Source organism: Haloferax prahovense, assembly GCF_000723845.1.
Classification (GTDB): domain Archaea; phylum Halobacteriota; class Halobacteria; order Halobacteriales; family Haloferacaceae; genus Haloferax; species Haloferax prahovense.
Genome location: NZ_LK053001.1, coordinates 1 through 19,535, shown reverse-complemented (window position 1 = coordinate 19,535; position 19,535 = coordinate 1). Strand labels below are relative to the sequence as shown.

Genomic DNA, 19,535 nt, shown 5'->3' with positions numbered 1-19,535 from the left:
TCCGCGTCGCTCGGCTCAAGTTCGATACGAAAGAAAAGACGCCACGGACCGCGGTCGGAACGCGTCTCGCCCGCTCAGTTACCTCCCGAGCTCGCGATTTCGATGGTGCCGCGCATCCGGAAGCTGTGGGCGCGACAGACGTACTCCGCCATCGAGTCGGTGACGGTGAACGTGACGCTCTGTGACTCGCCCTGCGTCGCGAGGTACGACGTGGAGATGTCGTTCACGACGGTGTCGTCGCCGTTGACGACCTCGAAGTTGTGAGGCGCGCCGTTGCGGTTCGTCCACGTGACCGTGTACTCGCCGCCGGCTTCGAGGGTGAGCGTCGGGTTCGTCGCGTCCGCGATACCGGACGGCGAGACGCCGGTCCAGCCCTCGTTGCTCTCGGCTTCGAGTTCGATGGTCGACCCCGACGGGATGACGTCGCTGCCGCCGTCGTCGCTGCCGCCGTCGTCGCTCCCGTCACCACTGGTCGCCTCGACGTGTTCGGTGACGCGGTCGTAGACGAGTTCCAGCCCGTTGCCGGAGCCGCCGATGCGCTTGAGTTCGGTGTCGTCGAACCACGCGGTACCGGTGGCGTTGCCCCAGCCGCCGAACAACAGGTTGAACTGGAACTCGCCGGGCGACGCGCCGGTCGAGAACGTCGTTTCGAGCAGTTGCCAGTCCTCGACGGGGTCCGTGTAGTAGTCCGTGACGGAGCCCTGTCCGAGTGAGTGGATGTTGATGGTGACGCCGTAGGAGCTTCCGATTTCACCGAAGCCGTCCTCGGAGTTGCTGAAGTCGTCCGAGGTCTTGACCCACGCTCGGAAGCGGTACTCGGAGTTCGGTTCGAGGTCGTCGCGGAACTGCGTCCACGACGCGTCCGCACCCTCCGTTGAGTCGACCCGGACGCTGTAGTCGCCCGTCCGCGCCACGTCCGAGGTGTAGGTGAACTCAGCCGTGCCGCCGTAAGTGGTTCCCTCCCAGTTCGCCGGGCCCTCGGGGTCCGACGACGAGTCGGTGCTCGCGGCCTCTTCGAACGACGCGTTCGGCAGGACGTTGTTCCCGTCAGGGTCGGTCAGCGAGACGTTATCGAACCACGCCGTGCCGGTCGCGTTACCGTAGCCGCCGAACAGGCAGTTGATTTGGACCGTCGTGGTGTCGGCACCCGTCGTGAACGTGGTGCTCACCTCCGTCCAGTCGTTGGTGCCAGTCAGCGGGCCCGTCTCGAAGTCCGTACTGTGGACGTTGAACAGCGCACCGCGGGCCGAGTCGCTCACCTGGACGTTCTCGGTCTTTATCCAGCCGCTGAGGGTGTACTCCGTCTCGGGCTGGACCGAGATGCCGTCGGTGAGCCAGACCGCGTCCGCGCCCTCCGCGGACGAGATTTGGACGCTCTGGCTGCCGTCTTGACCCGCGTCCGCGTAGGTGTACTCTGCGGTGCCCGCGAACGTGTTCGTCGTCCAGTCGGCGGGCATCGCGGGCTCGCTGCTGCCGGTGCTCTCTTCGAAGGAACCGTTCGAGAGCACGTCGGTGCCGTCGGGGTCGGTCAGCGAGACGCTGTCGAACCACGCCGTGCCGGTCGCCTCGCCGTAGCCACCGAACAGGCAGTTGATCTGGAGTTCTTCGAGGTCGCCGCTGTTGATGGTGATGCTCACCTCCGTCCAGTCGTTGGTGCCGGTCAGTCCGGACGGAATTGTGTCCCACTGGGTTCCCGAGTCCGTGTTCGCTATCTGCTCGACGCTGATAGTCGCCCCGAGCGGGCCCTCACCGATCGAGGTACCGTCGACGAGTTGGACGCTATCGGTCTTGACGTACGCGGAGAGAGTGTACTCGGTGTTCGGGTCGACCGCGACCGTCGTGTTCCACGAGGCGTCGGCTCCCTCGGTGGACGACACTTGGACGCTCCGGTCACCCTCGTAGCCCGTCTCGGCGTACGCGAACTCCGGTGAACCGGTGTACGGGGTGGTCGACCAGCCGGCCGGCATCGGGTCTGAGTCACCCCCGGTGTCGCCACCGGCGGGCGTCTCGAACGAGGGGTTTTCGAGGAGGTTCGGCAGGTCGCCGGTGTCGTCCCCACCGTCGCTCGTGTCCTCGTTGGCCTCGTACGCCGGGATGAACCCGTCGGCGTGGGTCGCGCCGGCGAGCGACGCCGCGTCGACGAGGACCGTGTCCTGATAGTTCGATTCGGCGCTAATCATCTCGTAGACCGCCTCGCCGGACGCGTCGTCGGACGGCGTCTGCGCGAGCGCGACGAGCGCCCACATGGCGACCCGACCGTCCTCGTCGTTGAGGAGGTCGTTGTCGAGAATCGCCTGTCGCGTGTCCGTCGTCGACGGCAGGACGCGGAGTGCGGTGAGCCTGACGCCCGGCGAAGAGTGCGTCAGCGCGCCGAGTGCGGCCTGAATCGCGGTGCTGTTTCCAGTGTCGGCGTCGAGCGCGCCGAGGCCGTGCATCGTCCACAGCGCGTGAATCGCCGCCGGGTCGAGGTTGATTTCGTCGAGCGTCTCCGTCGTGACGAGGTCGACGAGCGACGAGAGCGCGCCCGTCTCGTTGCGTTCGACCAACAGCCGCTGGGCCGTCCGCCGCCAGAACATGTTCGTGCTCGACAGCGTGTCGACGAGTTCCGAGACGCTCGCGTCCGCGAGGTCGGTCGGCTCGTAGCCGTCGTCGTCGCCGTAGACGACGCGGAAGAGCCGGGCAGTTGCGTGGTCGCGTACCTCGGTCATGTACGCGTTGCCGGGGCCGTTCTCGAAGCCACCGGGCGTCGGGTTGTGCTGGTAGATGTAGTTGTACCAGTCGATGAACCACAGCATGCCGTCCGGGCCGACGGAGGAGTACGACGGCGCGAACCACGCGTCGGTGCCGCCGGCGATGTTGTGGGCGTAGTGGGTGTTGTAGCCCGCACCGTCCTGCGAGAGGAAGAACGACCCGAGGATGTGACCCGTGCCGTCGCCGACGAAGCCGGTGTTGTTCCAGTACTTCTGGGGGTACTCGCGCGCCGTGTAGATGGTGTGGCCGGTCGCCGCGGTGTACCCGCCGTGGAGGTCGACCTGCCGGACGCGGTCGGTGACCGGGAGGAACCGGTTCGAATCAGACGCCGCACCGAAGTCGTTCGGTCCCGTTCCCTCGATGAGGTCGTAGTACTGATGCGGGATAGCGAAGTAGTTGCTCGGTCGCCCGGAGGTCGCGGCCGAACCGAAGGCGAGACCCTCCTCGGTGAAACCGAGGCCCGCCTGGTTCCCCGGCAGTGCGCCGACGATTTCGAAGTCGGTGACCGAGCCGTCTTCTAACTTGAATCGGTAGACCGAGGAACTGAAGTTTCGCTCCTCGCCGGCGATGTTGCCGCTGAAACCGCCGTACCCGACCTGTCCCCAAATCCAGTTATCGATGCCGTGGGCCAGTTCGTTGGGGCCGGCGTGGGTGTCGCCGTTACCGAACCCGGAGAACAGGACGTTTCGCTCGTCAGCCTGCCCGTCCCCGTCCGTGTCGACGAGGTGGACCATCTTCCCGCTCTCGCTGGGGTCGTCGAGGTCGGCGACGACGACGCCGTCTTCGACGACAACCATACTGACCGGCACCGAGAGGCCGTCCGCGAAGATGGTGAACTCGTCGGCCTGTCCGTCGCCGTCCGTGTCTTCGCAGACGACGATTTTGTCGCGGTCCTGGCCTAGCTCGTTCGGATAGTCGCGGGTGACCGACAGCCAGACGCGACCCTGCGCGTCGAACTTCGCGTCGAGGATGTTCCCCTTCGCGTCGTCAGGTAGGTCGCCCTCGGTGACGAACGGCTTGAGGTCGAACCCTTCCGGCGTAATCGTCCGCCGGACCGTCTCGCTGGGGTTCAACGCCCGCTGCATCTTGTTCCAACTCGTTCCGCTGCCGACCTCCTCGGGGACCTCCGGCGCCAGGAGGCTCCCCTCCGGCGGCGGATAGTACGGGATGTCGGCGTCGATGAACTCCAGGTCGTTGAGGACCTTGGTGTCCTCAGCGATGGTGTCTTCGTTCTTCGTGACCCAGCGAATCGCGTTCTCGATGAGCGCTTTGAAGCCGTCGGTCGCCCACGGGGCTCTGCCGTGGCCCCACGCGGTGTAGAAGATGCGCCCGTCGCCCTGTGTGCGAGTCCACGACCACGGCTCGCCCTGTTCGCGGCCGTCGTCGTACTCGGGGATGCTGTCGCCGTCGGGGAACTGCGCGTAGGCGAGCACGTTGATATCGTCGTTGAGGTTCATGTGGCGGTACGTCTCGTCTTCGACCGTGATGGGGTCGAGGGTCGACAGAATCGGATGGCTCGGCTGGGCGAAGCTCGTCGTCATCTCGCCGAAGTTGTGAGCGGCGAACTGGCCGCCGACGAGGTTCATGTAGGCGTCCGAGCCGGTGAAACACGCCGAAGCGCTGTGTATCGGGATGAAGCCGCCGCCGTTCTCGACGAACTCGACGATGGACTGCTCCTGTTCCGGAGTCAGCTCTTGGCCGTAGTTCGCGCCGCGGTTGTCCATCATGATCCACGCGTCGTAGCGGTGGAGCACGTCGGGTTCGAGGTCGGCGAGCCGGTCGGTGTACTGGACCTCGATGCCGCGGTCCAGCATGTACTCGGTGAGCTGGACCTGCCGGGCCGGCGCGTTGTGACTGCCGCCCTGCGGGCCGCCCATCATGAGGACGCTGATGTTGTCTTCGGCCGGAGGCGGCGTTATCTCGACGCTCCCCCGCATCTCCTCGGGGTGCTCTTCGGCGTAGTACATCGCCATCGACGACTCGGCGGTGAAGCTGACCGTCTGTGAGTCGCCAGACCCCTGCATCGTCGAGAACGACTCCATCACCTCGCCGGTCGGGTCCGCGAGCATGAACGTGATGTCCTCGTCCATGGCGTTCGAGAGTTCGATTTCGTACTCCTCGCCCTCGTGCATGACGAGCGTCGGGTTGGTCGTATCCTCCATCTCGGAGGGCGCGGTCGCGACCCACGAGAACGAGTCCGCCGAGGTCTCTATCTCCGTCCCGTTGCGCCAACTGTTGATTCCCTTCAGCAGGGAGTTCGTCGTCAGGTCGCCCTGACGCCAGTCGGATATCGCGTCGGCGAGACCCGAACCCTCGATAACCGACTCCTCGTTCGTGTACGCCGCGAGAATGTCTCCCTCCGTCGCGACGAGGCGAATCGTGTCGTCGGTGGTGAGCTGTTTCGCCTGTGCGACGCCGCTGGCCCCGAGGAAGTTCGCCGCCCCGACGCCGCTCACTTTCATGAAGTTGCGTCGGTTGATGTTCAGTCCCTCGCTGTCGCCGTCGTCGGGATTCGATTCCCGTGTCGTGTCGTCGTCGTGTGTCATAGTGTGTTGCGTCGACCGCTGTCGTCGTTGGTTACCGTGCGATTACAGGACTGCGCTGCTCTCGCGAACCGCAACCCAGCCGTGTACCCGGCCAATTCGCCGAACGGGCGGCTCTCACTCCCGCGTTCCCACCCAACTGACAGGCGAGGTGTAACGGAAGTATAGCCATTATTCCCGTCGGCTCATTGATTTGGGCTACCAAATCTCATGAACTAACATTACTTGAATGTACTGTCCAGCGGCAAGTCGTGTCCGCATGTCTCGATGCTTCACTAGCCGGTGAACGTTGGACTGACCCCAATATTAATTACAGTCTGTAGTGTTGCCACGATTGCAAGTATGAACCGCGCATGCACACAATCAGTCGCATCGGCGGCGACGCCGCGCGGCGTCGAGGTTTCGAACGACGGGTGCGGACCGACCCGACGCGAGCGGTCCACCGCGGGTGACCGATGAGCGTCGTCATCGTCGGCACACTCGATACCAAGGGCGAGGAGATAGGGTTCGCCCGCGACGTGCTCGAAGGGCAGGGAATCGAGGTTCACCTCGTCGACGTCGGCGTGATGGGAGCGCCCGAAATCGAACCGGACACCGACGCCGCGGCCGTGGCCGAGGCGGGCGGCAGCACCCTCGAAGCGCTTCGGGAGGCCGGCGACCGCGGCAAGGCCATCGAAACCATGGGCGACGGTGCGGCCGTCGTCACATCGCGACTCCACGCGGAGGGCCAACTCGACGGCGTCCTCGGTCTGGGCGGCGGGGGGAACACGTCGGTCGCGACGGCCGCGATGCGCGCGCTTCCGATGGGGGTCCCCAAACTGATGCTCTCGACGATGGCCTCGGGGGACACGGAGCCGTACATCGGCTACCACGACATCGCGATGATGTACTCGGTCGCCGACATCGAGGGGCTCAACCAACTCTCGCGGACCGTCATCTCCAACGCGGCACTCGCGATGGTCGGCATGGTGTCGAACGAGCCGGCCGTCGAGACCGAGGACAAACCGACCATCGGAATCACGATGTTCGGCGTCACCACGCCGTGCGTCCAGACGGCGCGCGACTGGCTCGAAGCGCGCGGGTACGAGACTATCGTCTTCCACGCGACCGGGACCGGCGGCCGGGCGATGGAGTCGCTCGTCGAAGAGGGCGTTATCGACGGCGTGCTCGACGTCACGACGACCGAGTGGGCCGACGAACTGGTCGGCGGCGTCCTGGCGGCGGGTCCGGACCGGCTCGACGCCGCGGCCGAGCGCGGCATCCCGCAGGTCGTCTCGACCGGCGCGCTCGACATGGTCAACTTCGGGCCGAAAGACTCCATCTCAGACGAGTTCGACGGCCGGCAGTTCCACGTCCACAACCCGCAGGTGACGCTGATGCGGACGACCCCAGAGGAGAACGCCGAACTCGGCCGAATCATCGCGGAGAAGCTCAACACCGCGACCGGGCCGACCACGCTCGCGCTCCCGCTCGGCGGCGTCTCGATGCTCGACGCCGAAGGCGAGGAGTTCTACGACCCCGAGGCCGACGAGGCGCTGTTCGACGCGCTGCGCGAGCACCTCGACGACCACGTGGAGGTCATCGAGTCGTCGGCCAACATCAACGACGAGGAGTTCGCGCTCACGCTCGCGAAGGCCATCGACCGCCGCATGCGGGCGGCGGCCTAACCCGGGCGTTTCCGAATCGAGAACGGGACTCGGGGGTCGCCCCCGCTGCCGACGACGTGCTGAGCGCCGACGAGGGGGAGTTCGCGCTCGCGGGCCGGCCGGGTGACCTGATTTCTACCCGGATAATCACAAAGTTTAACTATACCATGACACCATGTCACTACCAGCGTTCCGAAGAAACATGACTGATCAACCAGCGCTAACTGACGAATCCAGGCGACGCTATCTGAAAGCAATCGGGACGGCCGGACTCACGGCCGGTCTCGCGGGTTGTACCGGTGGGGGCGGTTCCGAGACCGAGAACACCGACGGCGGCGGAGGCGACGACTCCTCTGGCGGGGACACGTCCGGCGGCGACGACAGCGGCGAGGACTACGAGGCTATCGGGAACTTCCCGCCCGAGGGAAGCTCCGTGAGCATCGGATTCAACGGGCCGACTTCCGGCGCGTTGGGCCCCGACGGCCAAGACCAAGAGAAGGGCTTCGACCTCGCGGTCAAACACCTGAACGAGGGCGGCGGCCTCGTCGACTACTGGGACCGACTGAGCGGCGACGGCATCATGGGCTACCAGGTCGAGCCGACGAAGGCCGACACCGCCGGGAGCGCCGACACGGCACAGGACAACATCGAGCGGATGATTCAGCGGGACAACATCCAGTTCTGGACGGGTGGCATGTCCAGTACGGTGACGATGGCGATGCAGAACGTCGCCCAGCGAGAGAAAGTTCCGTTCATGGGCGGGAACTCAACGTCCGCCGGCATCTCCGGGGAGAACTGCTCGCGATACTACTTCCACCCGACGTTCCACGCGGAGATTATCGGGATGGCGATGGGCGAGGCCGCGCCCTCGGTCCTCGGCGAGGACCGCTCGCTGTTCCACATCTACATGGACTACTCCTACGGGCAGTCGAACCGCGACGCCGCCCGCAAGTACCTCACCGAACAGGGTCCGTGGGAGGACGCCGGCGGTGCCGCCATCGCGGAGGGCGAGACCGACCACAGCTCCCAGATTCAGGCGCTCGAAGACTCCGGTGCCGACACGCTGTACTTCTCCAGCTTCGGCAACTTCGCCGCCAGCGGCCTCGCGCAACTGCGAGACGCCGGCCTGACCGACGACATCGACGTCATCATCCCGCACGTCAGCGCGTTCACCCTCGACCCGCTCGGCGCGGACGCAGAAGGTGTCCTCGGCATGGAGCCGTGGAACCCGAACGCCGACAACGAGGCGAGCCAGACGTTCGTCGAAGCCTATCAGGCCGAGTACGACGAGACGCCCAACCAGAGTTCGCTGCACACCTACGAATCGATGATGGTGTACGCGGCCGCCGTCGAAGAGGCCGGCACGTTCCACCCGCCGACGGTGGTTCGAACGCTCGAAGAGTTCGAGTGGAGCCTCGCGTGGGGCGACTCCTCGTACCGGACCTGCGACCACCAGGTCGAGCGCCCGTGGTACATGGTCCGCGGCGTCGGCGACGACCGCGCCGAAGAACTCGGTATCCGGACGGAAATCGTCGAGACGACCGACCCGCTCGTCTACGAGTGCAGCGAGTTCCCGGCGTCGAACTGCGCCATGGGCGACAACGAGTACGGAGACGAGTAACGGCCGGACCAAGCCTCGATACGACGTACCTTACTCCCATTTTCTGCAGTCGATAATCCGCGAGCGGCCATCGGCGTTCTCGGCCGCGCGCACGCCATTCTCCCACTCGACTGCATTCGCGCCGCGCCGACATCCGGGACCGCCCCCGACGAACCCGGAGAGCGGCCCGCTGGCATGCCAGAAGTCAGCGAAACACAAGATTAACATACTGAAGAATTCATGAATAATCGTGCACACCATGAAGTGCTTACTCACATCTGTACCGAGGTGGAAACGATGAATATCGACAGCATCGTCGGGTTCCTCTTCATCGCGCTGAGCGTCGCGTCGCTGTACCTGCTCGTCGCGGTCGGCCTGTCCATCGTGTTCGGGTCGCTCAAATACGTGAATATGGCCCACGGCGTCCTCTACTTGAGCGGCGCGTACATCGGGCTCCTCATCGCGTCGAGCGAACAGTACGGCGGACTGTTGAGCGACTTCGGACAGGTCGGACTCGATTGGGGGTTCATACCCGCGCTCGTGTTGACGCCGGTCGTCATCTTCGTCCTCGGCGTCGCGATGGAGCGTTGGATCGCAAAACCGTTCTACGAGCGAGAACTTCTCGACCAGCTTTTGGTGACATTCGGAATCCTCATCGCCGCTCAAGAGTTAGTCGCCATCCTCTTCGGCCGGACGGGGACCATCTACCCCCGGCCCGAGTGGCTCACGGGCGCGATTTCGCTTCCCCTCATCGGCACGCCGCCGGGGATGAGCGCGGCCTCGACGATACGCGTCCTCGTCGTCGCGCTCACGCTGTTGCTCGTCGCCGGCATCTTCGCGTTCTTCAAATACACCGACTACGGGTTGGCCGTGCGGGCGGGCACCGAAGACTCCGAGATGACGCAGATGCTCGGCATCCGCGTCGGCAGGCCGTTCCTCCTGATATTCGCCGTCGGTGCCGCCTACGCGGGACTCGCCGGCGTCCTCGGCGGGTCGCTGTTCAACGTGACTTCCGAAATCGGCATGGAGATAATTATCCCGTCGCTGGTCATCGTCATCATGGGCGGCGTCGGCAGTTTGCGCGGGACCGTTGTCGGCGCGCTCCTCGCCGGGCTCACCTTCGCGGTGGCGACGGAACTCGAACCGAGCATGACGCAGGCCAGTATCTATCTGCTGGCCATCGTGGTGCTGACGATTAGGCCGAGCGGTATCTTCCCCTCGGCGGAGGTCGGACAATGAGCACGGACAACATCCACAAGACCGTAGACGAAGAATCGTCGTTGATTAGCTGGGACACCTGGGACGGAATCAAACACACCGAGTCGTTCGTCCTCCTGTCGTCGGTGCTGTTCGTCCTGACGTTCTCGTACGCGTTCGGCCGCGCACCGGTCGTTTCGGACATCTTCCAGGGGTATCACGGACTCGCGGTTACGATCCTCATCTGGTCGATATTCGCGCTCGGGTTCAACCTCCTGTTGGGCCAGACCGGCCTCCTCTCGTTCGGGCACGCCATGTTCTTCGGAACCGCGAGCTATGCTGCGGCGCTGTTCGCGATTCACGTGTACAACGACCCGCTGGCGGTTATCGTCGTCGCGACGCTGGCGGCGGTCGCCCTCGGTGCGGTCGCGGCGCTGATTCTCCTGCGTCTCCACACGGTGTACTTCTCCATCGTGGCGCTGGCTATCGGCCAGTTCCTCTACTTCCTCGCCCGAGAACCGCTCGTGGAGATAACCAAGGGCATAAACGGCCTCGAAGTGCCGCGGTCGCCCGTCCTCGGGTTCTTCGAACTGGAACACCAGTACGGCGGCCTCCTCGGCGAACTCGTCGTGAACAACCTCTACCTCTTCGTCGGCGTCTTCTTCGTCGCCGTCGTCGCCTCCATCACGCGCATCCGTAAGTCGCCCTACGGACTCATCTTCAAGGCGATTCGCGAGAACGAGACGCGGACGGCGTTCGTCGGTCTCGACGTCTGGCGCTACAAGTTCGCGGCGTTCCTCCTCTCTGCGTCCATCGTCGGCCTCGCAGGCGGCCTGATGGCCGTCAACACCCAGTTCGCGGGCGTCGAGCGACTCTACTGGTCCGTCAGCGGCGACGTCGTCGTCATGACCGTTCTCGGCGGCCTCGGCACGCTCGCCGGCCCGGTCATCGGGACGTTCGTGTTCTTCTACTTCAAGGGCATCGTCAACGGCTTCCCGACGCTCGGCAACTACTGGCTGCTCCTGCTCTCGCTTTCGTTTACCACGGTCGTGTGGGTCTACCGCGACGGTATCTGGGGGATGACGACCGCCTTCACCGGCGCGCTCCGCGAACCCAGAGAACTGCTTGACTCCCTCACGGGCGGCGACTCGACCGGCGACTCCTCGGGAGGTGAGAACTGATGGCGCTGCTCGAAACCCACGGGCTCACCAAGGAGTTCGGCGGGCTCACGGCGCTCGACGGCGTCGACATCGAAGTCGAAGAGGGCGAACTCGTCTCCCTCATCGGCCCCAACGGGGCTGGCAAGTCCACGCTCATCAACACCATCACCGGTCGGCTGCGCCCGACCGAGGGTGAGGTGTTCTACGCCGGGAACGAACTCGTCGGCATGAAGCCGTTCGAAATCGCACAGCTCGGCGTCGGCCGGTCGTTCCAGACGGCGTCGATTCTCCCGGAACTCACGGTGCGCGAGAACGTGCAGGTCGCGTCGTTCGCGGCCGAACACGGCTCGTTCCGGGTCAACTTCTTCCGCCGGCGGGACTCGTTCGACGAGGTCCAAGCGCGGACGAACGACATCCTGGAGACCATCGGCCTCGACTCGAAGGCCCGGATGGAAGCCGGTTCGCTCCCGTACGGGGACAAGCGGCGCTTAGAGGTCGCCATCGGGCTCGCGACCGACCCTGACCTGCTGTTCATGGACGAGCCGACCGCCGGCATGTCGCCGACGGAGACCGAGATAACGGTCGACCTCATCCACGACCTCCTCGCCGACTGGGGGATGACCATCTTCCTCGTCGAACACGACATGGACATCGTCTTCGACGTGTCCGACCGCATCTTCACACTCCATCAGGGACGGCTCATCGCGCAGGGTACCCCCGAGGAGATTCGGGAGAATCCGGCCGTTCGCGAGGCCTACCTCGGAGGTGGGGAACAATGAGCCTGCTCGAACTCGACGACGTGCACGCCTACTACGGACCGAGCCACATCCTCCGCGGTGTCTCGCTCGGCATCGACGAGGGCGAGGTCGTCACGCTCCTCGGCCGCAACGGCGCGGGGAAGACGACGACGGTCCGCAGCATCGCCGGGACCGAACCGCCGGCGATTCGGTCCGGGTCGATTCGGTTCGACGGCGACGACATCACGGACTGGCCGGCCGACAACATCGCCATGGGCGGCATCGGCGTCGTTCCCGAGGGTCGTCGGCTGTTCTCCGAACTGACGGTCGAGGAGAACCTCGAGATGTCGAAAATCACCCGCGGCTGGTGGAACACCATCCGCCGGGGCGGCCTCGGCGGCGGCGAGAGCACGATGTCGATAGACGAGCTGTACGACCTGTTCCCGCGGCTCGACGAGCGGCGGACCCAACAGGCCGGGACGCTCTCGGGCGGCGAACAGCAGATGCTCTCCATCGCGCGGACGCTCAGGCTCCCGAACCTGAAGCTGCTGTTGCTGGACGAGCCGACCGAGGGACTGGCCCCCCAAATCGTCAAGGCGGTAGGCGACTCCGTCGCGGAAATCGCCGACCAGGGGCTGACGGTGCTCCTCATCGAACAGAACGTCCGCGAGGCGCTCCGAATCGCGGACCGCGGCTACGTGCTCGACCAGGGCGACATCGTCTACAGAGGGACCGTGGACGAACTCGAATCCGAAGACCTCGACGAGTACCTCGTCGTCTGACCGCGCCGAACGCGCGCCCCTCGGCGCGACGGACGCGCTCTTTTTCTCCCACCTCGCTTCCGTTTCGGTCCGTTCTCGTTCCGATTTGCTCCGCGGCACTCGTTCCGCTCTCGTTCCGGTTCCTGCCCCGGCGCTCAGTCTCGCATTTCGAAGTCGGTTCTTCGCCCCGGTCGCCGTCAGTCAGTCGACAATATTATTTCGTGACACTCGAACACACGGGACATGAAACGGACCAACCGACGACGATTTCTCGCCGCGTTCTCCTCGTCCGCGCTCACGTTCGCCGCGGGGTGTCAGCGACCTCCAGTCGCGTCTACGTCGCAGAGCCACCCCGTGTCCGAACCGGTCACCTCGTGGCCGACGTTCCGCGGGGGGCGGTACAACACCGGCTACATCGGCGACGTGTCCCCGCTCGACTCGGAACCCTCGGTCGAGTGGACCTTCGAGGCCGACGGGGCGTTCTGGGGAAGCCCAATCGTCGCCGACGACACCGTCTACATCGGGAGCGCCGATAGCTCCCTGTACGCGCTCGACGCGGAGACCGGCGAGGACCGTTGGTCCTTCGAAGCGGGCCATCGAATCGAAGGGACGCCGGCCTACGCCGACGGTATCGTCTACATCGGGTCGTACGACAAACACCTGTACGCCATCGACGCCGAGACCGGCGAGGAACGCTGGTCCCGAGCGTTCGACGGATTGATTCGAGGGAGCCCGACCGTCTGGGACGGGACGGTCTACACCGGCGTCGGCTGTCACAACCTCGCGTGCGCGTGGTACGCGGAGGAGGCCAACGTCTCGGAGAGCGGCTGGGTGTACGCGCTCGACGCGGAGACCGGCGAGACGGAGTGGCACTACGAGGTCGGAGACGAGGTCGTCAGCAGTCCGGCGGTCACGGACGACCGCGTGTACGTCGGCTCCTCGGACGAGGCGCTGTACGCGCTGTCGCGCTCGACCGGCGAGGTCGAGTGGCGCTACGAGACCCGCGACATGATATGGTCGAGCCCGGCGGTCGCCTACGGCTCCGTGTACTTCACCGACTGGAACGGCAACGTCCACGCCGCCGACGCGGCGACGGGCGAGCGAGAGTGGCTCGCCGACACGGCGGGCCGATACATCTCGGGCTCTGTCGCGGTCGGCGAGGAAGCCGTCTACGTCGGTCACACGCCGTACAACACGCTCGACGACCCGACGACGAACCACGCGAAGGTGTTCCGCTTCGACCGCGAGAGCGGCGCCGAGAACTGGAGCTTCGAGACGCCCGCGCTGGAGGTCGGGAGCAGTCCCGTCCTGACGGAGGACACGCTCTACGTCGGGACGCACCGGCAGTCGGACGGCGACGGGGTCGGCGTCCACGCCATCACGACCGACGGGCAAGAAGAGTGGTTCATGGAAATCGACGGGCGGGGCGTCGGGTCCAGCCCGGCGCTCGTCGACGGGCGACTGTACTTCGGTGGAACCGACGCGAAGGTGTACGCGGTCGAGTAGTCCGACTGTACGCGAGACCGCCTCCGCGACGACCTAGTCACCGCAGCGGTAGCAATCGCTCGAACGAGAACGTCTCGAAAGCCCTCAGAAGTCGATTTCCTTGAACTTGCGCGCTTGATTCTCGATGGCCTCCTCCGTGGCGAGGCGCTCGATGCTCGACGCGCCGAAGAAGCCGACGACGCCCTCGGTGTTGTTGAGGACGTACTCCGCGTCGTCAGGCCACGCGATGGGGCCGCCGTGGCAGATGACGTGAACGTCGTCACGGATCGACTTGGCGGCGTCGTGGTGCGCCTGCACGCGCTCGGCCGCGTCGTCGAGGTCGAGCGCCGTCTCCGCGCCGATGTCGCCGGAGGTCGTCAGCCCCATGTGGGAGACAATGACGTCGGCACCGGCCTCGGTCATCGCTTTGGCCTGCTCTTCGGTGAAGACGTACGGGCACGTCAGCATACCCTGCTCGTTCGCCTCGCGAATCATCTCGACCTCCTTGTCGTAGCCCATGCCGGTCTCTTCGAGGTTCTTCCGGTAGCTGCTGTCCTCGTCGATGAGTCCGACGGTCGGGAAGTTCTGGACGCCGGAGAAGCCGCGACGGCGCAGGTCTTCGATGAACACGCTCATCTCGCGGAAGGGGTCGGTCCCGTTGACGCCGGCGAGCACCGGCGTGTCTTCGACGACCGGGATGACCTCGTGGCCCATCTCGACGACGATTTCGTTGGCGTCGCCGTACGGCAGGAGACCGGCCAGCGAGCCCCGACCGTTCATCCGGTAGCGCCCCGAGTTGTAGATGATGAGCAGGTCGACGCCGCCGCGTTCCGCGAACTTCGCGGAGATGCCGGTTCCGGCACCGGCGCCGATGACGGGGTCGCCGGATTCGATCGTGGATTCGATACGGTCGAGTGATTCAGCACGAGTATACTTCATCCGAGTTGACAGGCCATCGCATACGACTTTAATATTTCGGAAGAATCGACCGGCGGCCGGGCGTCGGGCGAGCGACCCGACCGAAATGGCGTCGATACGAAGTCGCTCGTCCGCGCGAATCAGTTGTCCGGGAACTCGCCGGGCGGGAAGACCGTCGCGTCGTCGTCCTCGCGAATCACGGCTTCCGGGCCGGGCGGGCAGTACACAGCGAGGAACCGAAGCGGCTCCCACGAGGTGTTGATGGTGCTGTGTTCGACGCCACTGGGGATGTGAACCATGTCGCCCGCGCCGACCGTCCGGGTCTCGTCCTCGATGGTCTGTTCGCCCTCGCCGCCGAGGATGTACAGTATCTCCTCGCTATCAGGGTGGGTGTGTCGCTCGTGGCCCTTCCCGGGTTCGAGCAACACGACGCCGGCGCTGAACCCCTCGGAGCCGGTGACCTCGGGTGTGTTCATCCACTTCAGCGTGCCCCAGTCCAATTGAATCGTCTCTACGTCGTCCGCCTGGACGAACCGCTTTTCGGATACCATGACGTGTTGAGTCAAACAGTATCAATTATTAAATATTTTGGTGGTCGGAACGCGGTCAGAGAGCCCGGCGAGCGCCAACGAGGGCCCCAAGCATTTTCGAGAGGAAAACGACGGTGTGGGGCCGAAATGAGCGAGTTTCGCTACAGAACCGGCAACAGATAGCCTCAAACGCCGATTCACTCCGGTTCGAACCGTCAGTACCCGCGTGGCCGGACCACTCCGTTTGCGTGTTGTAAATTATTAATACATCAATATAATCGCCGAGCAGAGCGTGAACGTCCCCACCGGTGACCGAACCATGAACGCCCCCGAGACCGAGCGTAATCAGGCCGAGGTACAGGAGATTATCCGCCTCGTTGAGCCCGGGAGACTGTTCGCCTCACGCGGGCGATGCGGATTACGACCGGTAACACGACCGTCGTTCTCGTATCGAGAGTGAGTCGCGTGGTGACGAGCGGGGCGGCCGCTAAACACTCATTTTCATATCGAGAATAGAGGCGGACAAACGCGAGTGCGGTGTCCCTCGGAGTCGACGCTCGACCCGCATATTCAGTCGAGATTACAGGCGTATATCTGTAACAATTCCATTACAGGCATATGATTGTAATCCAGTGTGCCATCGTTCGCAGTTTACGAGACGTGGAGAAGACCGCAGTGGGGTCACCAGTCAGTTCTACGCTGTACCGTCCCGCGTAGTGTCGAGCGGCTTCGTGGCGCTGGCACTCTCCTGACACCCACCTGAGAAGCGACTGCCGCTACGGCTCGCCGCGTTTACGAGACAACAACCAGCGCGACTCCGTGGTGCGCCGCGAGACCCTTGTTCGAGGTTCACGCGAGAAGTGGACCGGGTATCAGAAACGGTGCTTTCGAAATGTGAATCTAGATCGTTCGTCGATAACGGGCCCGAATACCGCCGTCCCGAGGTTACTCAGAACAGCGCCCCCGCCTGCAAGACCGCCACGAGAACGGTCAGGACGGCGACGCTGGCGACGGTGGTCGTAAAGATGGTCGTGCTGAGGTACTCGGGGGCGGTGATACCGTCGACCGCCGTCTCGTCGGCGTACTCGATGGTGAGCGCCAGCGGGATGACCGCGGCGGGAGTGGCACACTCAAGGACGAACACCTTCGCGACGGTCGGGTCGCTGAACCCCAACGCGAGCGCGAGTCCGAACCCGACGAGCGGCGCGACGACGAGTTTCAGCGCCGTCGGCGCGAGCGACCGCGATATCACGGACACGTTGGTCTCCGCCAGCTGGATGCCGAGGATGAGCAACATGACCGGAATCGACGCGTCGCCGACGAGTCCGACGGTCTCCATGAGCGCCGAATCGGCCGGCGGGACGAGACCGAGCGCGCGGGCGATGACGCCGGCGATGATGGCGTACAGGAGAGGGAGACGGAATATCTCCGTGACTGCGTCGAGAACTCCGCTGTCGGAGCCGTTGGACGCGATGTAGACGCCGAGAGTGTAGACCACGAGGTTCTGGATGGTGAGGTAGATGACGGCGGTCGTTCGTCCGACCTCGCCGAACGCGAACCCGGACAGCGGGATGCCGACGAAGCCCGAGTTCGGGAACGCCGCCGCCAGCATGAGCGCGCCGAGGAGCGGCCCCGACTCGCCCGCGAGCCGGCCGACGCCCCACGCGATAGCAATCATGAGGAGCGCGTAGCCGACGACGCCGACGCCGAGTTTGAGCACTTCACCGCCGTCCAGGGTCGTCGTGGCGATGCTGTGGAACGCCAACGCCGGGATGAGAACGTATAATCCGAGCGTGTTTATCGGCCCGACGTCGATGTCCGTCGTTCGTGCTAGGAGATAGCCGACGACGGCGACGCCGAGAATCGGGAGAATCGCGTTCGTGAACGCCCCCGTCAACGACATAGTTGGCCCCCCGAGGAGGGTCGGTTCGGCGGTCGGACGGGGTCGACTGAGACTCTGCGCTGTCGCTGTCGGCTCATGTCACTTCCATATTGCTTCTGGTATAAATAGTATCGGAGACGGTTACGTGCGGGGTCGGAGACCGTTGCCGACGAGGACGGCCGACGTCAGAATTTGGACAGTCGCTTCCGAAGGCACGCATCAGATTGTGCTCAAAATATGCAATAACAGTTCGGGGAAGATTCCTAGTCGGATGGCGAATCGAACTGATTGAGTTGTATTGATTTCCAAAAATTAATAGTTAGTCCTAGATAGAACATGGAAATAACACGATGAAGCGATAATCTCGGTGGGGCCACACTATACAAAATTGTTTAGAGTATCTAGATTATTTGGAATATTCAGATTTTCTGAATGGCGCTACAATATTTCTACGGATATACAATTCAGATGGGGCAGAGACCCATCGAGAGCTCTCCCTGCACCTCGGACGACACCAACACAGGTTGGGTGGCACGAACAGGAGAGAGACTGCAACCCGTGATATCTCAAACACGGTCGGAATTCCCTCACCCGCAGATGGAAGAGGTGTCAGTCGATATACCCTGCAACTCGGTCGCACCCACTGTAGTCGAACGTGACGCACCGACGAGGCAGTAACGAACCACGGCCTCGAAACCGGCCGAATTTACTTGGTTCGGGCGGCCTCGACGGCCGCGCTGAACGCGCGGGCGTTCGCTTCGATAACGCCGAACTCGCCGACGTTGTCCAGTCCGACCCCGCCGGTCGAGACGGTCGGGATGTGACCGAGGGGACCGCCGAGCGCCGAGACGAACCCGGTCCGAGCGTGCCGGCGGGGAACACTTTCACCATGTCCGCGCCGTCGCCGCGTCGAAGACGGTCCCCGCGGTGGCCACCCTCAAGTGGGCTGTAACTCAACGGCACAGGCACACAGTTCGGACCGCGCACTTGGCTACCGACTTCGGCTCCGCGTCCTTCGTCGCCGAATTTGCACAGGCCACCATTGGCTCTCAAGTGGAACGTTCCCTTCGGGGCACGTAGGGTGATCCGTGATTCGACCGTCGACAGACAGACACCGATATTCGAGATTGTGTTCCAAACTAGAGAACGTCGTTTAAAAAGTGGAGTTTTCGGTCCTCTATAGGCTCTTCACGGCCAGTTGTGAGTTCGAACGAGACTTCTCGTACAATACTACGATTGTAATGGTTTGGTTCAGAAACGGAGTCATTCAGACCTGCCACGGAGGAGATCAGCGTGGTTTCGGGACACTTCATTCTGAAATCAAGAATGTCTTATCAAGTTCTAACCACCGGTGTTCGGTTCGATAAACGGCGCGAACCAACGACATCCGGACACAGACACGGCTAACAGACCCACGCCATCCGATGGGAGAGAGTGTGTGTATGCTCGTTCTAACATCCATAGCCGATTTCGCGTTTACGGATGTGCAACGAAACTGCAGTTTTCAGCATCAGCCGACATTTTCTGCCAGTTCGTTGCAGGTGGTTCCGCCGAGCCGACGATTCGGGACAAATTTATTCTGTGATTCAGAACGTGAGCGTTCGTCCCCCGGACTGCGGAGACAACGTGTGGTGCAAGACACCACAGAACATAATTTTATTAGATTTGGTTATAAACCAGGATTCGAATGCAGTACCACCAGCTTGAGGTGTCGGGAGAGCGCTGTCTCACGGCAACTCGCGACTCCACGACGTACGACCTCACGAGCGCCGACGAGGACCTCCGGACGTTCGGGGACCTGGCTCGGGTGGCCGCTATCGCCCGAATCCCAATTGACAGACTCGCCGCCGAACTCACCGAAAACGCCGACGTGATCGACGAGGAGTTCGTCGACCAGCACGTGACCGTCCCGGTCGACGCCGAAGAAGTCTGGGCGGCGGGCGTCACTTACCAGATCAGCGAGCAGGCCCGCGAGCAAGAGAGTTCCATGCCGGACATGTACTACGACGTCTACGACGCTGACCGGCCGGAGATTTTCTTCAAAGCCACCCCCTCTCGGACCGTCGAACCGGGCGGCGCCATCGGCGTCAGAGACGACTCCCAGTGGGACGTCCCCGAACCCGAACTCGGTATCGTCCTGCGGCGCGGCGAAATTGTCGGCTATACTGTTGGCAACGACGTGAGCAGTCGGTCGATCGAGGGCGAAAACCCGCTGTACCTGCCGCAGGCGAAGGTCTACGACCGCTGTTGTTCGCTCGGCCCGTGCGTGGTCACGCCCGATGACATCGACGACCCTCACGAGTTAGAGATGAGCATGACTATCGA

General features: G+C 63.8%; 12 protein-coding genes and 1 pseudogene. 8 read left to right on the top strand and 5 right to left on the bottom strand.

From position 1 onward, the window contains the following. Positions 1-74 precede the first annotated feature (74 nt). Positions 75-5,297, bottom strand: a complete 5,223-nt coding sequence (locus BN984_RS15215) for a PVC-type heme-binding CxxCH protein (protein WP_049968640.1) — start codon at positions 5,295-5,297, stop codon at positions 75-77. A gap of 452 nt (positions 5,298-5,749) precedes the next feature. On the opposite strand from BN984_RS15215, the gene BN984_RS15210 reads away from it, so the two are divergent. The 7 genes from BN984_RS15210 to BN984_RS15175 all read left to right on the top strand — a co-directional run bounded on the left by BN984_RS15210 (position 5,750) and on the right by BN984_RS15175 (position 13,901). Continuing rightward, positions 5,750-6,961 (top strand): Tm-1-like ATP-binding domain-containing protein, encoded by a 1,212-nt coding sequence (locus BN984_RS15210; protein WP_008096739.1) that lies wholly within the window; start codon positions 5,750-5,752, stop codon positions 6,959-6,961. 181 nt (positions 6,962-7,142) lie between these two features. Continuing rightward, on the top strand, positions 7,143-8,561 hold the full coding sequence (locus BN984_RS15205) for a substrate-binding protein (RefSeq protein ID WP_008096737.1): 1,419 nt from the start codon (positions 7,143-7,145) through the stop codon (positions 8,559-8,561). Between the two features lie 276 nt (positions 8,562-8,837). Continuing rightward, on the top strand, positions 8,838-9,779 hold the full coding sequence (locus BN984_RS15195; RefSeq protein ID WP_008096734.1) for a branched-chain amino acid ABC transporter permease: 942 nt from the start codon (positions 8,838-8,840) through the stop codon (positions 9,777-9,779). Further along, complete coding sequence (locus BN984_RS15190; RefSeq protein WP_008096732.1) at positions 9,776-10,918, top strand: branched-chain amino acid ABC transporter permease; 1,143 nt, start codon at positions 9,776-9,778, stop codon at positions 10,916-10,918. Before BN984_RS15195 ends, BN984_RS15190 begins: the two co-directional genes overlap by 4 nt. Then, the gene (locus tag BN984_RS15185; RefSeq protein WP_004971745.1) at positions 10,918-11,676 is read left to right on the top strand and encodes an ABC transporter ATP-binding protein; all 759 of its coding nucleotides are present in this window, start codon (positions 10,918-10,920) and stop codon (positions 11,674-11,676) included. Before BN984_RS15190 ends, BN984_RS15185 begins: the two co-directional genes overlap by 1 nt. Then, positions 11,673-12,416 (top strand): ABC transporter ATP-binding protein, encoded by a 744-nt coding sequence (locus BN984_RS15180; protein ID WP_004971743.1) that lies wholly within the window; start codon positions 11,673-11,675, stop codon positions 12,414-12,416. The genes BN984_RS15185 and BN984_RS15180 overlap by 4 nt, the downstream gene beginning before the upstream one ends. A 222-nt stretch (positions 12,417-12,638) precedes the next feature. Continuing rightward, entirely contained in the window at positions 12,639-13,901 is a 1,263-nt protein-coding gene (locus BN984_RS15175) for an outer membrane protein assembly factor BamB family protein (protein ID WP_008096730.1), read from the top strand. Positions 13,902-13,985: 84 nt separating this feature from the next. Here BN984_RS15175 and BN984_RS15170 read toward each other — a convergent pair whose 3' ends face one another. From BN984_RS15170 to BN984_RS20000, 4 genes and pseudogenes are all read right to left on the bottom strand, one after another. Beyond that, positions 13,986-14,819, bottom strand: a complete 834-nt coding sequence (locus BN984_RS15170; RefSeq protein WP_008096729.1) for a phosphoenolpyruvate hydrolase family protein — start codon at positions 14,817-14,819, stop codon at positions 13,986-13,988. Positions 14,820-14,938: 119 nt separating this feature from the next. Next, on the bottom strand, positions 14,939-15,349 hold the full coding sequence (locus BN984_RS15165) for a cupin domain-containing protein (protein WP_008096728.1): 411 nt from the start codon (positions 15,347-15,349) through the stop codon (positions 14,939-14,941). Positions 15,350-16,277: 928 nt separating this feature from the next. Further along, positions 16,278-17,231, bottom strand: a complete 954-nt coding sequence (locus BN984_RS15160) for an AEC family transporter (RefSeq protein ID WP_004971734.1) — start codon at positions 17,229-17,231, stop codon at positions 16,278-16,280. Between the two features lie 685 nt (positions 17,232-17,916). Beyond that, positions 17,917-18,110: pseudogene (locus BN984_RS20000) on the bottom strand (bifunctional 4-hydroxy-2-oxoglutarate aldolase/2-dehydro-3-deoxy-phosphogluconate aldolase); the annotation flags it as partial. Between the two features lie 787 nt (positions 18,111-18,897). Here BN984_RS20000 and BN984_RS15155 point away from each other — a divergent pair. Then, on the top strand, positions 18,898-19,535 hold a 638-nt coding region (locus BN984_RS15155), incomplete at its 3' end, for a fumarylacetoacetate hydrolase family protein (protein WP_049968639.1).

Coding starts and splice junctions, on each gene's coding strand:
- BN984_RS15215 (WP_049968640.1), bottom strand. CDS start 5,297: ATGACACACGACGACGACACGACACGGGAATCGAATCCCGACGACGGC.
- BN984_RS15210 (WP_008096739.1), top strand. CDS start 5,750: ATGAGCGTCGTCATCGTCGGCACACTCGATACCAAGGGCGAGGAGATA.
- BN984_RS15205 (WP_008096737.1), top strand. CDS start 7,143: ATGACTGATCAACCAGCGCTAACTGACGAATCCAGGCGACGCTATCTG.
- BN984_RS15195 (WP_008096734.1), top strand. CDS start 8,838: ATGAATATCGACAGCATCGTCGGGTTCCTCTTCATCGCGCTGAGCGTC.
- BN984_RS15190 (WP_008096732.1), top strand. CDS start 9,776: ATGAGCACGGACAACATCCACAAGACCGTAGACGAAGAATCGTCGTTG.
- BN984_RS15185 (WP_004971745.1), top strand. CDS start 10,918: ATGGCGCTGCTCGAAACCCACGGGCTCACCAAGGAGTTCGGCGGGCTC.
- BN984_RS15180 (WP_004971743.1), top strand. CDS start 11,673: ATGAGCCTGCTCGAACTCGACGACGTGCACGCCTACTACGGACCGAGC.
- BN984_RS15175 (WP_008096730.1), top strand. CDS start 12,639: ATGAAACGGACCAACCGACGACGATTTCTCGCCGCGTTCTCCTCGTCC.
- BN984_RS15170 (WP_008096729.1), bottom strand. CDS start 14,819: ATGAAGTATACTCGTGCTGAATCACTCGACCGTATCGAATCCACGATC.
- BN984_RS15165 (WP_008096728.1), bottom strand. CDS start 15,349: ATGGTATCCGAAAAGCGGTTCGTCCAGGCGGACGACGTAGAGACGATT.
- BN984_RS15160 (WP_004971734.1), bottom strand. CDS start 17,231: ATGTCGTTGACGGGGGCGTTCACGAACGCGATTCTCCCGATTCTCGGC.